19 protein-coding genes and 1 tRNA gene are annotated in these 18,105 nt (G+C 73.0%); 2 read left to right on the top strand and 18 right to left on the bottom strand.

Features of this window, described 5'->3' with window-relative positions; genetic code table 11:
- Positions 1-2 precede the first annotated feature (2 nt).
- The 5 genes from kdpC to QE405_RS03480 all read right to left on the bottom strand — a co-directional run bounded on the left by kdpC (position 3) and on the right by QE405_RS03480 (position 5,045).
- A complete protein-coding gene (gene kdpC, locus QE405_RS03500) occupies positions 3-629 on the bottom strand; it encodes a potassium-transporting ATPase subunit KdpC (RefSeq protein ID WP_307198827.1) in 627 nt (208 codons plus the stop codon).
- Between the two features lie 27 nt (positions 630-656).
- On the bottom strand, positions 657-2,669 hold the full coding sequence (gene kdpB / locus QE405_RS03495) for a potassium-transporting ATPase subunit KdpB (protein WP_307198826.1): 2,013 nt from the start codon (positions 2,667-2,669) through the stop codon (positions 657-659).
- Positions 2,666-4,330 (bottom strand): potassium-transporting ATPase subunit KdpA, encoded by a 1,665-nt coding sequence (gene kdpA / locus QE405_RS03490; protein WP_307198825.1) that lies wholly within the window; start codon positions 4,328-4,330, stop codon positions 2,666-2,668. The genes kdpB and kdpA overlap by 4 nt, the downstream gene beginning before the upstream one ends.
- Entirely contained in the window at positions 4,327-4,458 is a 132-nt protein-coding gene (locus QE405_RS03485) for a hypothetical protein (protein WP_307198824.1), read from the bottom strand. The genes kdpA and QE405_RS03485 overlap by 4 nt, the downstream gene beginning before the upstream one ends.
- Before the next feature lie 179 nt (positions 4,459-4,637).
- A complete protein-coding gene (locus QE405_RS03480) occupies positions 4,638-5,045 on the bottom strand; it encodes a hypothetical protein (protein ID WP_307198823.1) in 408 nt (135 codons plus the stop codon).
- On the opposite strand from QE405_RS03480, the gene QE405_RS03475 reads away from it, so the two are divergent.
- Positions 5,038-5,706 (top strand): mechanosensitive ion channel family protein, encoded by a 669-nt coding sequence (locus tag QE405_RS03475; protein ID WP_307198822.1) that lies wholly within the window; start codon positions 5,038-5,040, stop codon positions 5,704-5,706. The two genes, QE405_RS03480 and QE405_RS03475, sit on opposite strands and share 8 nt — an antisense overlap.
- A gap of 86 nt (positions 5,707-5,792) precedes the next feature.
- Here QE405_RS03475 and QE405_RS03470 read toward each other — a convergent pair whose 3' ends face one another.
- From QE405_RS03470 to QE405_RS03415, 12 genes are all read right to left on the bottom strand, one after another.
- On the bottom strand, positions 5,793-5,996 hold the full coding sequence (locus QE405_RS03470; RefSeq protein ID WP_163770171.1) for a hypervirulence associated TUDOR domain-containing protein: 204 nt from the start codon (positions 5,994-5,996) through the stop codon (positions 5,793-5,795).
- Positions 5,977-7,008, bottom strand: coding sequence for a cytochrome d ubiquinol oxidase subunit II (locus tag QE405_RS03465; RefSeq protein WP_307198821.1), 1,032 nt, complete (start codon positions 7,006-7,008; stop codon positions 5,977-5,979). The genes QE405_RS03470 and QE405_RS03465 overlap by 20 nt, the downstream gene beginning before the upstream one ends.
- The gene (locus QE405_RS03460) at positions 7,005-8,408 is read right to left on the bottom strand and encodes a cytochrome ubiquinol oxidase subunit I (RefSeq protein WP_307198820.1); all 1,404 of its coding nucleotides are present in this window, start codon (positions 8,406-8,408) and stop codon (positions 7,005-7,007) included. Before QE405_RS03460 ends, QE405_RS03465 begins: the two co-directional genes overlap by 4 nt.
- A gap of 81 nt (positions 8,409-8,489) precedes the next feature.
- On the bottom strand, positions 8,490-9,644 hold the full coding sequence (locus QE405_RS03455; RefSeq protein ID WP_307198819.1) for an FtsX-like permease family protein: 1,155 nt from the start codon (positions 9,642-9,644) through the stop codon (positions 8,490-8,492).
- On the bottom strand, positions 9,631-10,320 hold the full coding sequence (locus QE405_RS03450; RefSeq protein WP_307198818.1) for an ABC transporter ATP-binding protein: 690 nt from the start codon (positions 10,318-10,320) through the stop codon (positions 9,631-9,633). The genes QE405_RS03455 and QE405_RS03450 overlap by 14 nt, the downstream gene beginning before the upstream one ends.
- A complete protein-coding gene (locus QE405_RS03445; RefSeq protein ID WP_307198817.1) occupies positions 10,317-10,958 on the bottom strand; it encodes a hypothetical protein in 642 nt (213 codons plus the stop codon). The genes QE405_RS03450 and QE405_RS03445 overlap by 4 nt, the downstream gene beginning before the upstream one ends.
- Positions 10,959-11,221: 263 nt before the next feature.
- Positions 11,222-11,743: a hypothetical protein gene (locus QE405_RS03440; RefSeq protein WP_307198816.1), complete on the bottom strand. Its 522-nt coding sequence runs from the start codon at positions 11,741-11,743 to the stop codon at positions 11,222-11,224.
- A gap of 3 nt (positions 11,744-11,746) precedes the next feature.
- Positions 11,747-12,058: a hypothetical protein gene (locus tag QE405_RS03435; protein WP_307198815.1), complete on the bottom strand. Its 312-nt coding sequence runs from the start codon at positions 12,056-12,058 to the stop codon at positions 11,747-11,749.
- A 205-nt stretch (positions 12,059-12,263) separates the two neighbouring features.
- The gene (gene katG, locus QE405_RS03430; RefSeq protein ID WP_307198814.1) at positions 12,264-14,516 is read right to left on the bottom strand and encodes a catalase/peroxidase HPI; all 2,253 of its coding nucleotides are present in this window, start codon (positions 14,514-14,516) and stop codon (positions 12,264-12,266) included.
- Between the two features lie 42 nt (positions 14,517-14,558).
- Entirely contained in the window at positions 14,559-15,026 is a 468-nt protein-coding gene (locus QE405_RS03425) for a Fur family transcriptional regulator (protein WP_307198813.1), read from the bottom strand.
- A 43-nt stretch (positions 15,027-15,069) separates the two neighbouring features.
- On the bottom strand, positions 15,070-16,623 hold the full coding sequence (locus QE405_RS03420; protein WP_307198812.1) for a molybdopterin-dependent oxidoreductase: 1,554 nt from the start codon (positions 16,621-16,623) through the stop codon (positions 15,070-15,072).
- Between the two features lie 106 nt (positions 16,624-16,729).
- Positions 16,730-17,329, bottom strand: coding sequence for an RBBP9/YdeN family alpha/beta hydrolase (locus QE405_RS03415; protein WP_307198811.1), 600 nt, complete (start codon positions 17,327-17,329; stop codon positions 16,730-16,732).
- A gap of 28 nt (positions 17,330-17,357) precedes the next feature.
- Here QE405_RS03415 and QE405_RS03410 point away from each other — a divergent pair, with 28 nt between their 5' ends.
- Positions 17,358-17,747 (top strand): MerR family transcriptional regulator, encoded by a 390-nt coding sequence (locus tag QE405_RS03410; RefSeq protein ID WP_307198810.1) that lies wholly within the window; start codon positions 17,358-17,360, stop codon positions 17,745-17,747.
- 282 nt (positions 17,748-18,029) lie between these two features.
- Here the strand turns inward: QE405_RS03410 and QE405_RS03405 are convergent.
- Positions 18,030-18,105 (bottom strand) — tRNA-Ala (locus tag QE405_RS03405).

Below are 18,105 nucleotides of genomic sequence, written 5' to 3'. Positions count from 1 at the left end.
ACCTAGTCGCCCGCACCGGCGTCACGGGCCGCGAGGACGGCGATGTTGAGCTCCAGCACGTCGACCCGCGGCTCCCCGAGGACGCCGAGCGTCCGACCCGACGTGTGGTCGGCCACGAGGTCACGCACCTCCGCCTCGTCCAGGCCGCTGGCCGCCGCGACGCGCGGGACCTGCAGCGCGGCGTACGCCGGGGAGATCGCCGGGTCGAGACCCGAGCCGGAGGCGGTGACGGCGTCGGGCGGAACGGCGGCGGGGTCCACGCCCTCCCGGGCGGCGACCTCGGCGCGGCGCTCGTCCACGAGCGCCAGGAGCTCCGGGCTCTCCGGGCCCAGGTTGGAGCCGCCGCTGGCGAGGCCGTCCCAGCCGTCCCCGGCGGCGGGGGGCCGCGGCTGGAACAGGGTGTCGTCGTCGGTCGCCTGGCCGAGGAGCGCGGACCCCACGGCGTCGCCCGCGTCGGTGGTGTGCTCGCCCGCCGCGGTGACGAGGGAGCCGTCGGCCCGCCACGGCACGGCGACCTGCGCGATGCCGGTGACGACGAGGGGGTAGGCGACGCCGAGCAGCAGCGTCGCCGCGACGAGCACGCGCAGCCCGGCCAGGCTCTGGCGGAGCAGGGCGAGGAGGTGTCTCACTTCGATGTCCTTCGGGTGGGCCGCCGGTCAGAGACCGGGCAGGAGGGAGACGACGAGGTCGAGGAGCTTGATGCCGACGAACGGCGCGACGAGCCCGCCGACCCCGTAGACGAGCAGGTTGCGGCGCAGCAGCGCGTCGGCCGGGCCCGGCCGGTAGGCGACACCGCGGAGCGCGAGCGGGATGAGCGCCACGATGACGAGCGCGTTGAACACGACGGCCGAGAGGATCGCCGACCCCGGCGAGGACAGGCGCATCACGTTGAGCACGTCGAGCTGCGGGAACGCGACGACGAAGAGGGCGGGCAGGATGGCGAAGTACTTCGCCACGTCGTTGGCCACGGAGAACGTGGTCAGCGCACCGCGGGTGATGAGCAGCTGCTTGCCGATCTCGACCACCTCGATCAGCTTCGTCGGGTCGGAGTCGAGGTCGACCATGTTGCCGGCCTCCTTGGCCGCGGTCGTGCCCGTGTTCATGGCGACACCCACGTCGGCCTGGGCGAGGGCGGGCGCGTCGTTGGTGCCGTCCCCGCACATCGCGACCATCCGGCCGCCCGCCTGCTCCCGGCGGATGAGGCGCATCTTGTCCTCGGGCGTGGCCTCGGCGAGGACGTCGTCCACGCCGGCCTCCTGTGCGATCGCCGCGGCGGTGACGGCGTTGTCGCCCGTCACCATCACGGTGCGGATGCCCATCGCGCGCAGCTCGTCGAAGCGCTCCCGCATGCCCTCCTTGACGACGTCCTTGAGGTGCACGACCCCGAGCAGCCGGGCCGGGGCGTCGCCGACCCGCTCGGCGACCACGAGCGGCGTGCCGCCGGAGGCGCTCACCTGGTCGACGGCCGCGAGCAGCGCGGGCGGCTCGGTGCCGCCGGTCTCCCGCACCCAGGCACCGACGGCCGAGGCGGCGCCCTTGCGCACCTGGCGCGGGCCCGCGTCGAAGCCGCTGGACCGGGTGGTGGCGCTGAACGGCACCAGGGTGGCGCCCACCGGGAGCGCGGCGCCGGACCGCTCGGGGGTGAGCAGCTCGACGATGCTGCGCCCCTCGGGCGTCTCGTCGGCCAGCGAGGCGAGGAGCGCGGCCTCGACGAGGTCGGCGCGGGGCACGCCCGGCACCTCCAGCAGCTCGTGGGCGCGGCGGTTGCCGTAGGTGATCGTGCCCGTCTTGTCGAGCAGCAGCACGTCGACGTCGCCCGCCGCCTCGACCGCACGGCCCGACATGGCGAGCACGTTGCGGCGCACGAGCCGGTCCATGCCGGCGATGCCGATGGCGGAGAGGAGCGCGCCGATGGTCGTGGGGATGAGGCAGACGAGCAGGGCCGCCAGCACGAGCACGGGCACGCGGGCCCCGGCGACGTCGGCGACGAACCACAGCGTCACGCAGACCACCACGAACACCGCGGTGAGCGCGCCGAGCAGCACGTTGAGCGCGATCTCGTTGGGGGTGCGCTGCCGCTCCGACCCCTCGACCAGCCCGATCATCCGGTCGACGAACGACTGGCCCGGGTTCGACGTGATCCGCACGACGATCCGGTCCGAGAGCACCGTCGTGCCGCCGGTCACCGCGCACCGGTCGCCGCCCGACTCCCGGATCACCGGTGCGGACTCGCCGGTCACCGCCGACTCGTCGACGGACGCGACACCCTCGACGACGTCGCCGTCGCCGGGGATCCGCTCCCCCGCCTCGACGACGACGAGGTCGCCGACCCGCAGGGACGTGCTGGGCACCTCCTCGAGGTGACCACCCGCCGTACGGCGCCGCGCCGTCGTCTCCGACTGGAGCGCGCGCAGGCTCGCCGCCTGCGCCTTGCCCCGGCCCTCGGCGACCGACTCGGCCAGGTTGCCGAAGAGGACGGTGAGCCAGAGCCAGACGGTGACCGACCAACCGAGCACGCTCGGGTCGAGCGCCGCGAGCACGGTCGTGAGCACGGCGCCGATCTCGACGACGAGCATGACGGGGGTGGCGAGCAGGGCCCGCGGGTCGAGCTTGCGCAGGGCACCGGGCAGGGCGGTGGCGAGCTGCGCGGGATCCAGCAGTGCGTTCACGAGAGGGACTCCACGATCGGGCCGAGGACGAGCACGGGCACGAAGGTCAGACCGACCACGACCAGCGCGACGCCCACGAGGAGGGTGACGAAGAGGGGACGGTGGGTCGGCAGCGTGCCGGGCCCGGCGGGCACCCGCTGCGCGGCGGCGAACCGACCGGCGAGGGCGAGCACCAGCACGAGCGGCAGGAACCGGCCGAGGAGCATGGCCAGGCCGAGCAGCGTGTTCCAGAACGGGGTGCCCGAGGTCAGCCCGCCGAAGGCGCTGCCGTTGTTGTTGGAGGCCGAGGCCAGGGCGTAGAGCGCCTCGCTGAGGCCGTGCGCGCCGTCCTCCTGCAGACCCGCCACGCCGGCCGGGACGCTCAGCGCCACGGCGAGGCCGACGAGCACGAGGAAGGGCGAGGCGAGCACGTAGATCGCGACGAGCACGATCTCGCGCTGGCCGATCTTCTTGCCGAGGTACTCCGGCGTGCGTCCCACCATGAGGCCGGCGATGAAGACGGTCACGACGGCGAGGACGAGCATGCCGTAGAGGCCCGAGCCGACGCCGCCGGGCGAGATCTCGCCGAGGAGCATCCCGACCATGGCGACGCCTCCGCCGGGCGCCGTGAACGAGTCGTGCAGGGAGTTGACCGCCCCCGTCGAGGTGCCGGTGGTCGCCGCGGCGAAGAGGGCCGACCCGGCGGTCCCGAAGCGCGTCTCCTTGCCCTCGAGGGCTCCCCCGGCGGCGTGCGGCACGGTGCCCGGGCCCGCCATCTCCGCCCAGGTGAGCAGCGCGATCCCCACGACGAGGAGCAGGCCCATCGCGGCCAGCACGGCCGCCCCCTGGCGCCGGTCGCCCACGATGAGGCCGAACGCCCAGGCCATCGCGAGCGGGAGGAGCAGCATCAGCACGATCGCGACCAGGTTCGTCAGCGGCGTCGGGTTCTCGAACGGGTGGGCCGAGTTGGCGTTGAAGAAGCCGCCGCCGTTGGTGCCGAGCTGCTTGATCGCCTCCTGGCTCGCGACGGGACCACCGGGGACCGCCTGCTCGCCACCGGTCAGGGTCGTGACCGTGCGGGCACCGGACAGGTTCTGCACGACGCCGAGGACCGCCAGGAGCACCGCAGCGACGAACGCGCCCGGCAGGAGCACCCGGACGGTGCCGCGCACGAGGTCGGTCCAGAAGTTGCCGACCCGGCCGCCGGCGCCGCTGCGGGACAGGGCACGGGCGAAGGCGGCCGCCACGGCCATGCCGGTGGCCGCCGAGACGAAGTTCTGCACCGTCAGCCCGGACGCCTGCGCGAGGTGGCCGAGGGTGGCCTCGCCCGCGTACCACTGCCAGTTCGTGTTCGTCACGAAGCTCACGGCGGTGTTCCAGGCGCCGTCGGCCGGGAGCGCCCCGAAGCCGAGCGAGAGCGGCAGGTGCTGCTGGAGCCGCAGCACGGCGTACAGGGCGAGCACGCCCACCAGGGAGAAGCCCAGCACCGACAGCGCGTAGGTGCGCCAGTGCTGGTCGGCGTCGGGGTCGATGCGCAGGACGCGGTAGGCGCCGCGCTCGACGGCGAGGTGGCCGGGGGCGGTGTAGGTGTGGGCCAGGTGGCGGCCGAGGAGCGGCACGGCCAGCGCCAGCACCACCACGAGCGCGAGCACCTGGCCGAGCGCGGGGAGGAGCTCGCTCACCGGCCGGCACCGCCGTCGGAGGGCGGGGCGGGCGGGGCGGCCGACCGGTCCCGGTCGAGCACGCCGACGAGCAGCGTGAGGAGGGCGATCACCACGACGGTGAGCGCCACGTAGAGGACGTCGTTCACGCCCCGGATCGTGCTCCCGGCTGCGGCCGCGTCCCCACCGTCCTGACGGTTCCTTGACGCCTCCCCCACCCGCGCTGACGGGACCCTGACGGTCCGACTTCTCAGCGCTTTCTCACCGGGAGTGCGAGGCGTCTCACTTGGCTGACCCCCCGGACCTTTGTCACCGTGGGGTGATGCCCTCAGGAATCACCGACCTGCTCGTGTCCACGGGGATCGTCGTCGCCGTGGCCGTCGCGCTGGGGTTCGCCGTGCCCGCCGCCGTCAAGCGCCTCGGGCGCCGATGGCCCCCGGCCGAGGCCCTCGTCCGCGCCGCGCGCTTCCCCTTCCGCGTGCTGGTGCTCGTCGTCGGCCTCAACGCCGTCGTGGCCGCCAACCGGCCGCGCGGCGACGGAGCGGAGGCGTGGGACGCCCTGGCCCTGGCACTGCGGATCCTCGGCATCGTCAACGGCGCGTGGCTGCTCGCCGTCGTCGTCCTCTTCGTGGTCGACGCGGCCCTGCGCCGCGCGGACCTCGAGCTCGACCCCCGCAACGCCAAGCGCATCCGCACCCAGGTGCAGGTCGCGCGCCGCGTCTGTGGTGGTGGCCATCGTGGTGCTGGCGTTCGGCGCCGTGCTGCTCAGCTTCGACGGTGTGCGCGCCGTCGGCGCGAGCCTGCTGGCCTCGGCCGGTCTCGTCTCCGTCGTCGCGGCCCTCGCCGCCCAGTCGACGCTGGGCAACCTGTTCGCCGGGATGCAGCTGGCGTTCAGCGACGCGATCCGCATCGACGACGTCGTCATCGTCGAGGACGAGTACGGCACGATCGAGGAGATCACGCTGTCGTACGTCGTGGTGAAGCTCTGGGACGACCGCCGCCTCGTGCTGCCCTGCACCTACTTCACCAACACGCCGTTCCAGAACTGGACCCGCAAGGACTCCGAGATGATGGGCACCGTCGAGCTCGACCTCGACTGGCGCATCGACCTCCAGGGACTCCGCGCGGAGTTCGAGCGCTGCCTCGGCGAGACGTCGCTCTACAACGGCCGCTCCAGCGGTCTCGTCGTCACCAGCGCCGTGCAAGGCCTCGTGCAGGTGCGCGCCACCGTCACGGCCGACGACCCCGGCACCCTCTTCGACCTGCGCTGCTTCGTGCGCGAGCGGCTCGTCGGCTGGGTGCAGGCGCACAACCCCGACGCCCTCCCCCGCCAGCGGTTCGAGGTGGTGGGCGAGCAGGCCGCGCCCAGCGCGCTGTTCAAGCCGGGCGCGGCCTGATCCCCTGCGTCACCCGAGTCGTGGCCCCAGCGCACCGTTTTGCGTAGCGCTGGGGCCACGACTCAGTTCGTCTCCTTCGGGAGGGGTCAGCCCTTGCGGAGGCTCGACTCCTTGTGGGCGGCCGTGGCGCCGGTCTTCTCCGACTCGACGATCCAGTACGGCTCGTCCTCGCTCGCCTTGAAGTCCTGCTTGTCGTGCTGGAACGGCTTGGTCTTCTTCTCCTTCGCCGTTCCCGTCGTCTCGCCCTGCGAGGTGTTCCAGTGGACCGTGTCACCCTTGCTGATCGCCATGACGTGACGCTAGTGCGCCCGACCAAGCCGCCGTCTGGGTCAACCGGAAGAGGTAGACCAACGGCGGCAGCACGATGACCGCGGCGAGCCCCACCACGACCAGCAGCCCGACGAGGGTGGCCTCGGCCCCGGCCGCGTCGTGGAGGGTGACCTCGTCGACGAGCAGCCAGGGGTACTGACCCACGCCCCACCCGCTGATCACGGCACCGACCGCGACGACCGCCGCGACCCGCGCGGCGCCGAGCCGCCACCGGACGAGCAGCACGAGCGTCGCCAGGCCGGCGAGCGCGGAGACCACCACCAGCGGAGCGGCGCGGCCCTCCAGGCCGGCGGCGAGGGTCGGCGCGTCGCGCGTGATCGGCACCAGCGCCGCGAACACGACGACACCCGTGGCGATGCCGACGGCGAGGGTACGGCGCTGCAGACCCCGCGCCAGCGACCCGTGCCCGCCGCGGTCGGCGTCGGCAGTGAGGAACACGCCCGCGAGGAACACGCACGTGCCCACGGCGATGACGCCCCCGAACAACGACGTGGGGTTGACCCACGAGGTCCACAGGTCGCCGCGGCCCTCGGCCGGCACGCGACCGGAGGCGATGCCGCCCGCCACCGTGCCGAGGAAGAAGGGCGTCAGCAGCGACGAGCCGGCGAAGACCGCGCCGTACAGCCGCGCCTGGCCGAGCGTCGGCGCGAACTTGCGGAACGCGAAGGCGGCGCCGCGCAGCACGATCCCGAGGAGGGCGAGCAGGAACGGCAGGATCAGGGTGCTCGTCGCGCTGGCGAACGACTCGGGGAACCCGGTCCACCACATGACGAGCACGTAGATCAGCCACACGTGGTTCGCCTCCCACACCGGACCGATGCTGTGGTCGACCAGCGTGCGGAGCTCGGCGCCGCGACGCGCGTCGCCGGCCGTCAGGTCGAAGAAGCCGGAGCCGAAGTCGGCGCCCCCGAACAGCGCGTAGGCCACGACACCGACGAACAGCGCGGCCGCCACGAGCACCGGGAGACTCACCGCTCCACCGTCCCCACCCCGCCGTCGGCGCCCTGCTCGGGGCCGTAAGGACTCGGGAGGTCCTCGTCGCCGGCCCGCCACCGCCGGGCCATCGACCGCAGCACGACGACGGCCCCCACGGTGAGCGCCGAGTAGAGGACCGCCGTCGCGGCGAGCAGGATCCACAGGTCGGGGTTGTCGCCCGCAGCGTCGGGGGTGCGGAGGAAGCCGTAGACCACCCACGGCTGGCGGCCCACCTCGGTCGCGATCCAGCCCGCCTCGAGGGCGACGACCGCGAGCGGGCCGGCGACGACCGCGCCCCGCAGGAACCACCGCCGCTGCAGCAGGTCCCGGCCGCGCCACCGCGCCAGCCAGAAGACCAGCACGGCGACGAACAGCAGGGTGCCGATGCCCACCATGGTCTGGAAGGCGAGGTGCGTGATGTTGACCGGGGGCTGGTCGGCGACCGGGATGGTGTCGAGGCCCTGCACGGGCTCGGTGAACGAGTTGCGGGCGATCACCGACCCCAGGCCGGGGATGTCGATCGCCCCCTTCACCTCGCCGTCGACCAGCACGCCCCCGAGCCTCAGCGGCGAGGGGCTCTCCGTCGTCTCGGCGAGCTCGAAAGCGGCGAGCTTGGCGGGCTGCGTGTCGGCGATGCGTAGACCGAGCACGTGGCCGACGAACGGCTGCACGAGGGCGGCGACGGTGGCGAACACGAACGGCAGCGTGAACCCGAGCCGGTGGTGGCGGTCGCGCCGACCACGCAGCATGCCGGCGGCGTACACCCCCGCCACCGAGAACCCCACCACCATGTACGCCGCGATCCACATGTGCGCGAACTGCAGGACGGCGCCCGGGTTGAGGAGCACGGCCCACGGCTCGACGTCGACGACCTCCCCGTCGACGACCCGGAACCCCACCGGCATGTTCATCCAGGCGTTGACGGAGATGACGCAGTAGGTGCCGACCACGCCGGCCACCGCCATCGGCACGATCATCAGGAGGTGGCGCCGCGGTGGGATGCGGCCCCAGCCGTAGAGGTAGATGCCGAGGAAGATGGCCTCGACGAAGAACGACAGGCCCTCGAACGCGAACGGGAGGCCGAGCACGTCGCCGTACGGCCCCATGAGCCCCGGCCACAGGAGGCCCATCTCGAAGCTGAGCACCGTGCCGGAGACCGCGCCGATGGCGAACAGCACGGCGGAGACCTTGGCCCAGCGCCGGGCGAGCCGGAGCGCGTCGGGGTCGTCGCGGTACACGCCCCTCCAGTGCGCCACCAGGATCAGCGCCGGGAACGCGACGCCGAAGCAGGCCAGCACGATGTGCCACCCGAGCGACAGGGCCATCTGCTGCCGGGCCGGGAGCAGGCCGGCGGGCTCGTCGACCGCGAGCGCCTGGACCGCCTCGAGGAGCACCATGCGTCGACGGTACGCGTCCCCCGCGGGGCGGTCACCCGTCCGCGTGGCAGGGTCCCGTGCAGGCCCCGACGGTAGCTGGGCTCACGACACCTTCGGCTCCAGCACGTCGAGCGGGTCCTGCGACGTCGCCCGCAGGACGGGCCACGTCGATGCGACGACCAGGACCGCCGCAGCCCCCACGACCAGACGCCCCAGCGCGCCCGGGTCGAGCAGGTCGGCGTCGGTCCCGAACGTGGAGCGGGCGACCTGGTCGGTCACGGGTTGGGCGAGCACGGCGATCAGCACTGCCGCCGCGACCCCCAGCACGACCGTGAGCACGACGTCGACCGCCACCAGGATCGCGACGTGGAGTCGGCGTGCCCCCAGCGCGGTCCCGAGGCCGAAGAGCCACATGCGGTCCCGGACGACGATGAGCTGGGAGATGAGCAGCCCGAGCGCACCGAGCCCGAGGACCCCCCAGCCGACGACCCCGAAGATCGTCTTGATGCCCCGACTCGCCGCTCGGACCTGCTGGCCGCCGTCGAGCCGCGCCACGTCCACGGTCGCCTCGTCCACGCTGCTGCCGAAGCGGACGGCGGTGTCACCCAGCCGCTGCCGGAGAGCGGCGCGGATGGTCTGCTCGCTGTCGTCACGCCCCGTCGTGACGACGAATCGGTACGCCACGGGTTCGGCCGTCATCAACGCAGCCACGTGTTCGTAGGCGGGGGCGACGAACAGCAGGCTCAGCCCCCACCGGCTCTCCTGGGCCGCCGACGGCACGAAGATCCCGGTGGACGGCACGGCTTGACCCGCGAGGCACACCTCGGTGTCGCCGGGGACGTCGGCCCCGTACGGCAATCCGTACGGCGTGCCGTCGGCGTTGTAGACGAAGCGGACCATGCCGCGGCCCAGCGTGTCGTAGGGCGGGCACTCCGGCTGGATGTCGGGATAACCGACGACGTACGGGATCGGCTCCGAGCTCACCGGGTCGAGCGCGTCGTGGACGGCGTCCACCAGCTGCGCCCGGTCTAGCCCGAAGCTGGTCTGCATCTCGACCGCGTAGCTGCCGGGCACTCCCGACTCCGCGTCGATCGCCTCGTCCAGCCCCTGGGTGCCGATCGTGGAGAGCTGGGTGACGACGAGGAACACCGACATGGCGAGGGCCACGAGGATCACGGAGAGCACCAACCGCACCCGCCCGGCCCAGGCCAGCTTGAGCGCGAGCACCACGGTGCTCGTCAGGTCACGGCGCCACACGAGAGAGCACCCCCCGGTCGAGACGCAGCCGGTGCTGCGCGAGAGCCGCGATGGTGGTGTCGTGGGTGACCATCACCAACGCCGTGCCGTGCGCCTGTGGCAGAGCGAGGAGCAACGCGGCGACGTCGCCCGCCGTCTCCTCGTCCAGGTTTCCCGTCGGTTCGTCGGCGACGAGCAGCGCGGGGCGGCTGAAGAGCGCGCGGGCGATCGCGACCCGCTGCCGCTGCCCTCCGGAGAGGGCGTGCGGCCGGCGGGCCGCGAGGTCGCCGATGCCCAGGTCCTCGAGGTCGGAGCGGGCCCGCTCGCGCGCGGCGGCGCGGGACAGACCGCGCGGCGCGAAATGCCACCCCAGCATCACGTTGTCGAGGACGGTGATCGACGGCTCGAGGTGGAACGCCTGGAAGACGATGCCGATGCGTCCGGCCCGCAGAGCAGCTCGCTCCCGCTCACGCATCTCGCTGACGGGGACGCCCTCGATGCTGACGCTGCCCGCGGTGGGCCGACGGAGCAGGGAGAGCACCGAGATCAACGTCGACTTGCCGCTCCCCGAGCGTCCGACGATCGAGGTCGACGTCGCCGCCTCGCAGACCAGGTCGACACCCCGGAGCGCGTCGACGGAGCCGTCGACGGAGCGGTACGACACGCCGACACCGCTCAGCTGCGCTGCGGCGGTCACGGCGCGCTGCTGGGGGCATCGTCCGGTGGGACGAGGACCTGCCCGGCCCGGAGGTCGCCGCTCACGACGCGGCTCACGCCGTCGGTGACGCCGACCTCCACCGCCACCTTCCTGGTGGACCCACCGTCCTCGACGACCACGAAGTAGCCGTCCGTCCCGGCGTCGTAGCCGATGGAGAGGTTCGGCGCGACGAGAACGTCGGGCGGGGAGTCCGCCGTGATGGTGACGGTCGAGCGCATGGCCGGCGCCGTCTGGACATCGGGACCCACGCGGCAGTGCAGGGTGGCGGCGACCTCCGGGGTCGCCTCCTCGACGGGCACGCTCCAGAGGGCGCGACATCCGACCGTCCGCGGCCCGGTGAGCGTCTCGACCGCAGCTGTCGCCTCGAAGCGCATCGAGAGGAAGCGCAGGTACTGGATCGGGGTGAGCGGGGCCGTGACGTCCATCCCCGGAGCATCGATCCAGGCCTCGCTGTCGCCGCTGGCGAACGACCCGGCGACCGGCGCCACCACCGGGCCCTCCTGGGCCTGGAGGCTGGCCAACGTGGACGCGCTCGCGCCCGTCGTGCCTGCGCCCTCGAGCGCGGCGCGAACGGCCGGCCGGACCACCATTGCGCCGACCGCCTGCCCGGCGCTCACCCCCTGTCCCTCCGAGACGACCGGGCCCTCCAGGGCGAACTGGGGGCTCGGGAGCAGCGAGACCCGGCTTCCCCCAGCCGTGACGGCGTCGAGGGTGTAGCGAACGTCCAACGTCGTCCGCCGGACCTGGGCGACCGGATACGTTGCCCCGTCGTCGACGGGCGCAGGGGCACCCCCGACGTTGTCGTCGCCGGACCCCGGGGAGCACGCGCTCGCACCTGCAACGACCACGACAACGGCCAAGATCACGCCACGAGCGCGCGTCATCCGATCTCCCCGACCACATCCTCCACCGTCGGCCCGGAGACGTCGCCGGGCTCGGCCGGGATCCAGTGACCACACGACGACTCGCCGGTGAGGAACCCGCGCACCTGCGCCGGGTCGCCGCTGGCGTAGAGCGCGGCGAGGTCGTCGTGCATCCGTTGCCAGTCGCCGTAGAACGGCTGTTGCGGACGGGTCGGCTCGGGAAGGGAGGCGAGCGTCGGGACGCCACCCGTCGTCACCCACGTGCGGTAGTCCACCGCCACGCGGCGACAGACGATGAAGTTGATCGTGATGCCCTGGGCCATGCTCGCCGCTGCGGACGACGATGCCTCGTCCTCGATCTTGCCGACCGCGTCCGGGTTCGCGAGAACCTCCTCGACGACGGCCCGGTCCAGACCGTCGAACGCGGCATCATCGGCCGTGAGACCCGCCGCCTCCTGCTCGGACGATCCGCCGCATGCGGTGACGGTGGTGGCACACGCCAGGGCGCACGCCACCACCAGGGTGTGTCGGACGGACACGTGTCAGGACCGCGACGTCACGGTGTAGTTGACGGTGTAGCTACCCCCGTTGAAGGGGAGGACGCTGCAGTCACTCGGCACGTACTTCTTGGCCTTCACCGTGTACGTCGACGGGCGCACGCCGCTCCAGCTCACGGTGTCTCCGGTGCCGGTCATCTTGTAACCCAGCGAGTTGCCGTTCGACGAGACAGCGTTCCAGTCCGTTCGGCGGTTGTCGTCGGCCGAGTCCTGGCGGATCTTGAAGGTGCCGGTGCTGCCCTGCACGATCGTCGTACCCGTGGCCACCGCGCCGAACTTCAACGAGCTGCTTTGCATGTTTCCCCCTCGCAGACGCCCCCCGATTGGAGAACACGGCGTCACATTAAATAGGGGGGATGTCGAAGCGTGGCAGGCCAAGCAGATCGGCGTGTCGAGGCGCTCCGGGGTGCGCAGACTGTTCGACCACCGACCACCGACCAACGGCAACGGGGCCCGCGGCGTGTGCCGCGGGCCCCGTGCTCGGGTGGTGCTGGGGTGATGCTCAGACCAGGTCGAACCGGTCCGCGTTCATGACCTTCGTCCACGCGGCGACGAAGTCGCGCACGAACTTCTCCTTCGCGTCGTCGCTGGCGTAGACCTCCGCCAGCGCACGCAGCTCGGAGTTCGCACCGAAGACCAGGTCCACGCGGCTGCCGACGAGCGTCTCGCCGGTGGCCGTCGTGCCCGTGTAGGTCTCCTTGGTGTCGTCGGTCGGCGCCCACTCGGTGCCGAGCTCGAGCAGGTTCACGAAGAAGTCGTTCGACAGGGTGCCGACGTTGTCCGTGAACACGCCCGTGCTGGACCCGTCCGTGTTGGTGCCGAGCACGCGCAGGCCGCCCACGAGCACGGTGGCCTCCGGGGCGGTGAGGCCCAGCAGGTTGGCGCGGTCGATGAACAGGAACTCCGCCGGCAGGCGGTTGCCCTTGCCGAGCCAGTTGCGGAAGCCGTCGGCGACGGGCTCGAGGTGGCTGAACGACTCGACGTCGGTCTGCTCGAGCGTGGCATCGGTGCGACCCGGGGTGAACGGCACCTCGACGTCGACGCCGCCCTCCTTGGCCGCCTGCTCGACCGCCGCGGAGCCCGCGAGGACGATCAGGTCGGCGAGCGAGACGCGCTTGTCGCCGGCCTGGGCGTTGAAGCGGTCGGCGATGCCCTCGAGCACGCCCAGCACGCGGGCCAGCTGGTCGGGGTTGTTGACCTCCCAGCCCTTCTGGGGCTCCAGGCGGATCCGCGCACCGTTGGCGCCGCCCCGCTTGTCGCTCGAGCGGTACGTCGAGGCCGACGCCCACGCCGTGGCGGCGAGCTCGCCGACGGACAGGCCGGAGCTGAGGACCTCGCTCCTGAGGAACGCGATGTCCTCGCCGTCGATGGCCTCGTAGTCGGCCGCCGGGACCGGGTCCTGCCAGATGAGGGTCTCGGCGGGGACCTCGGGGCCGAGGTAGCGCTGGATCGGACCCATGTCGCGGTGGGTCAGCTTGAACCAGGCGCGGGCGAACGCGTCACCGAAGGCGACCGGGTCGTCCTTGAACTTGCGCGAGATCTGCTCGTAGATCGGGTCGAAGCGCAGCGCCAGGTCGGTCGTGAGCATGCGCGGCTCCTGCCGGCCCTCACCGTGGGCGTGCGGCACCATGTCGGCGCCGGCGCCGTTCTTCGGCCGCCACTGGTTGGCGCCCGCGGCGCTCTGGAAGAGCTCCCACTCGTAGGCGAAGAGGATGTGGAAGAACTCGTTGTCCCACCGGGTCGGGTGGTAGGTCCAGGTGACCTCGAGACCACTGGTGACGGTGTCGGCGCCGTGGCCGGTGCCGTAGCCGTTCTTCCAGCCGATGCCCTGGTTCTCCAGGGGCGAGGCCTCCGGGTCCGGACCGAGCTTGTCGTCCTGGTGGGCGCCGTGCGTCTTGCCGAACGTGTGGCCACCGGCGATGAGGGCGACGGTCTCCTCGTCGTTCATCGCCATGCGGCCGAAGGTCTCGCGGATGTCGCGAGCGGCGGCCACCGGGTCGGGCTGGCCCTCGGGACCCTCGGGGTTCACGTAGATGAGGCCCATGGTGGTCGCACCCAGCGGCTTCTCCAGCTCGCGGTCACCGGAGTAGCGCTTGTCCGTGCCCAGCCACGCCGTCTCGGAGCCCCAGTAGACGTCGTCGTCCGGCTCCCAGACGTCGGCGCGACCGCCGGCGAAGCCGAAGGTGGTGAAGCCCATCTCCTCGAGCGCCACGTTGCCCGTGAGCACCATGAGGTCGGCCCACGAGATCTTCTTGCCGTACTTCTTCTTGACCGGCCACAGCAGGCGCCGGGCCTTGTCGAGGTTGACGTTGTCGGGCCAGCTGTTGAGCGGCGCGAAGCGCTGCATGCCGGCGCCGGCGCCGCCGCGGCCGTCGAAGACGCGGTAGGTGCCCGCGGAGTGCCACGCCATGCGGATCATGAAGGGGCCGTAGTTGCCGAAGTCGGCCGGCCACCACGGCTGCGAGTCGGTGAGGACGTGGGCGATGTCCCGCTTCACCGCCGCGAGGTCGAGCGTCTTGAACTCCGCGGCGTAGTCGAAGTCGGGGTCCATCGGGTCCTTGGCCGGGGCGTGCTTGGCCAGGATGTCGACGTTGAGGCGGTTGGGCCACCACACGCGGTTCGGCTCACCCTGCGTCGGGTGGGGCAGCACGTCGCCGTGGGCGACGGGGCAGCCCGACGCCTCGCCGGGCGCCGGTACGGGCTCGTCGGTCGTGATCTGGCCGTGCTCGTTGCCAGGAGTGGGCTCGGTGGACATCAAGTTCCTTCCGGTGGTTGCGGACTGGAGAGCAGGGGGGTCTCAGGGGCGGGCCGCGGGCTCCGCCGACGCGGTGGGCGCGACGGCGGCGCTCACGGCGCACGCGGGGCAGGTGCCCCAGTAGATGACCTCGGCCTCGTCGATGGCGAAGCCGTGGTCGTCGTCGGCGGTGAGGCAGGGCGCGTGGCCGACGGCGCAGTCGACGTCGGCGACGGCGCCGCAGGAGCGGCACACCACGTGGTGGTGGTTGTCGCCGATCCGCGCCTCGTAGCGCGCGACGGAGCCGGCCGGCTGGATCCGACGCACCAGACCGGCCGTGGTCAGCGCGCTCAGGCAGTCGTAGACCGCCTGGTGCGAGACCGACGGCAGGTCGCGGCGTACGGCGCCGATCACCGTGTCGGTGTCGGCGTGGGGGTGGGCGTGGACCGCGCCGAGGACCGCCAACCGCGGGCGAGTCACGCGGAGGGCGGCACCGCGCAGCATCTGCTGGAGGTCGGGTGCCGGGGTCATGACGACCACCCTCCCGCGTTTTCTTGATCTAGTCAAGAAAGACTCACCCGGCGGTGAACCCCACCTCGTGCCAGCCGCTCGCGCCGTCGGGGACCACGTCGGTGCGCACCGACGTCTGCGTCTCGCCGTCACCGTCGGTGGCCCGCACGACGACGGTGTGGTCGCCGGGCCCGCAGGAGACGCGGGTCGACCACTGCACCCAGGTGTCGGCGCTGGGGACGGTCCCGAGCTCGCACGTCGTCCAGGGCCCGCCGTCGACCTGCACCTCGACCTTCTCGATCCCCCGGTGCTGCGCCCAGGCGTCACCGGCGATGTCGACCTCCCCGGCGCGCACGCTCGTACCGTCGCGCGGCACGAGCACGCGCGACTGCGTCTTGACCGGTCCCTCGGGCGCCCAGCCCCGCTGGGTCCAGTAGGCCTCGAAGGCGTCGAACGTGGTGACCTCGAGGTCGACGACCCACTTCGTCGCCGACACGTAGCCGTAGAGACCCGGCACGACGACCCGCACCGGGAACCCGTGCTCGATCGGCAGCGGCTCGCCGTTCATCGCGTAGGCGAGCATCGCGTCGCGGTCGTCGGTGAGCACCCCGAGCGGGGTGCCGCAGGTCCAGCCGTCCTCCGAGGTCTGCAGCACGGCGTCGGCCCCGGCCTGCACGCCCGCCTCCGCGAGCAGCGGGGCGATCCGCACCCCGGTCCACCAGGCGTTGCCGACGAGGTCGCCGCCGACCGGGTTGGACACGCAGCACAGCGTGGTCCAGGCCTCGGTGGCGGGCCGGTCGAGCAGGTCGGCGAGCGACAACTCGAGCTCCTTCTCCACCATGCCGTGGATCCGCAGGCGCCACGCGTCGGGGTCCACCAGCGGCACGGCGAACGCGGTGTCGATGCGGTAGAACTGCTCCCCCGGCACCTGCCACCGCCCCACCCCCGGTACGTCCAGCTGGGCGCCCGCCGGAACCTCGCCCGGCGTCGCCCGCAGGCGGTCGAGCAGCGCCTCGCGCGCCGCCTCGACCGTGCGGCGCGACCGCCCCGCGAACCGGCCCGCCGCCCCGACGACCACCGCGGTCAGGGCCACCCCACCGGCGATGACGAGGAAGCGACGCCGACCCGTGCCGCCCGTGGCGCCCGTGGCGTCCCGCCCCTCCCGGGCGGCGGCGCGGGCCGCGTCCTGCAGCACCGCCAGGCAGGCGACGCCGACACAGGTCGCGAGGCCGGGCGGCACCACGAGGGCACCGCGGGCCGCGCCCACCCCGCTCTCCCCCGGGTTCACCAGCACCGCGACGCTCGCCAGCACGCCGAGCCCGACGAGCACGAGCCAGCCGAAGCGCCACCGGCCCGCCAGGGCGGACAGCGCCAGGGCCCCCACGGTCACGATCGCGACGAGGATCGGCTTGTCGGCGGTGCCGACCAGCTCGATGAAGCCCTTGACGAGCCCCGCGGGCGTCAGGTCCCGCACCAGCTCGGCGACGGCCGCCACCGGGCCCGTGCGCTGGCGCAGGAGCGCGGCCAGGGCCTCGCCCACCGCCAGCATCGCCGCGCCGGCGACGATCCCCGCGACGTACGGCGCGACCCGCCCCACCCGATCGGTACCCGTGCTCACGGGCCCAGTGTGCGCGCCCGACCACAGAGGAGCCTGAGGACGCGCACCGGTCCGTCGCCCCCGGTCACCCCCGGGACGTCATGCGCCGCGGTCGCCCGGGGCGCCGTCACGCATGACGTCCCGGGGTCGCGGGGCTCCCGGGATGCACGAGCACGTCCAGCACCTGCGGCAGCGCGGTGACGCCGTCGCTCGCCATGAAGTGGCCCGCTCCCGGGACCACCTGCGCCTCCACCCCGAGCCGGGCGGCGAGACGATCGGTCAGCTCCGGCGGGACGATCGGGTCGTCGTCGGAGCGCAGCACCACCAGGCAGTCCACGCGGTCCGCGATCCCGCTCGTGTCGCCCCCGTCACCGATGAAGCCGTCGAGCTCGGGCAGGGCCGGCAGCCGCTCCACGAACCCGGAGACGAGCACGAGCGTCCCCAGCCGCCACGCCGGGGGCCGGGCGCGCAGGTGGCGCAGCACGGTGAGGCAGCCGAGGCTGTGTGCCACGACGCACGTGCCCGCGTCGGGCGTGCGCAGCGCCGCCGCGACCGCTCGCTCCCACGCGGCCGGGTCGGGCTCGGCCGGGCCCGGCAACGCCGGGACCGTCGTGGGGATGTCGTGCTGCGCGAGCCGAGCCGCGAGCCAGCCGAACCAGTGGTCCTCGGGCGTGGCGCGGAACCCGTGGAAGATGACGGCACGTCGATGCGCTGGTGCAGGTGTCATGCCGCGGACGCTAGGGGCTCACGTCGGCGTGAAGGTCAACCCGAACGAGGAGGACACGATGCAGATTGGGCAGCTCTCCCGGCTCACCGGGGTCAGCACCCGGGCGCTCCGCCACTACGACGAGAGCGGCGTGCTCGTCCCGGGGCGCACCGGCAGCGGCTACCGGTCCTACACCGAGGACGACGTCGTGCGCGTGCACCAGATCACGGCGATGATCGCGGCCGGACTGAGCACCGCGACCATCAAGCAGTACCTGGACTGCGCTCGCACCGGCGACCACGGCACCCATCTCGAGATGTGCCCGCGCCTCCGCGCCGACCTGGACGCGGTCGCCGAGCGCCTCCGGGCGCAGCACGCGGCGCTGGGCGCGACCGTCGAGCGGCTGGAGGGTCTCGCGGCTCCGCGCGCGCCGGCGTGAGCGCCGGGCCGGGACCGGGCCCCGCCCGCCCGGGCCACCGCTCCGCATGACGTCGTCGGGGCGTCAACAGCCCGGGGGCTCCATGGTGCGGCTACGACGGCCCACGCCGGCCCAGCACCGCCCGATCCGCACAGTTCCGGCCCCGCCTCGGCCGGACCGGTCACACCACCTCGGGACGTCGTGCGCCACGGCCGCCCGGGGCACCGCTCCGCATGACGTCCGCGGGGGAAGCCAGGAGAACGACGAAGCGCCCCGGGTCGTCCCGGGGCGCTTCGTCGATGATGGTGGAGCTGAGGGGACTCGAACCCCTGACCCTCTGCATGCCATGCAGATGCGCTACCAGCTGCGCCACAGCCCC

Source organism: Nocardioides zeae (assembly GCF_030818655.1).
GTDB lineage: Bacteria > Actinomycetota > Actinomycetes > Propionibacteriales > Nocardioidaceae > Nocardioides > Nocardioides zeae_A.
Note: the sequence above shows the minus strand (reverse complement) of the source record. Positions and strands in the feature narration are given on the sequence as shown.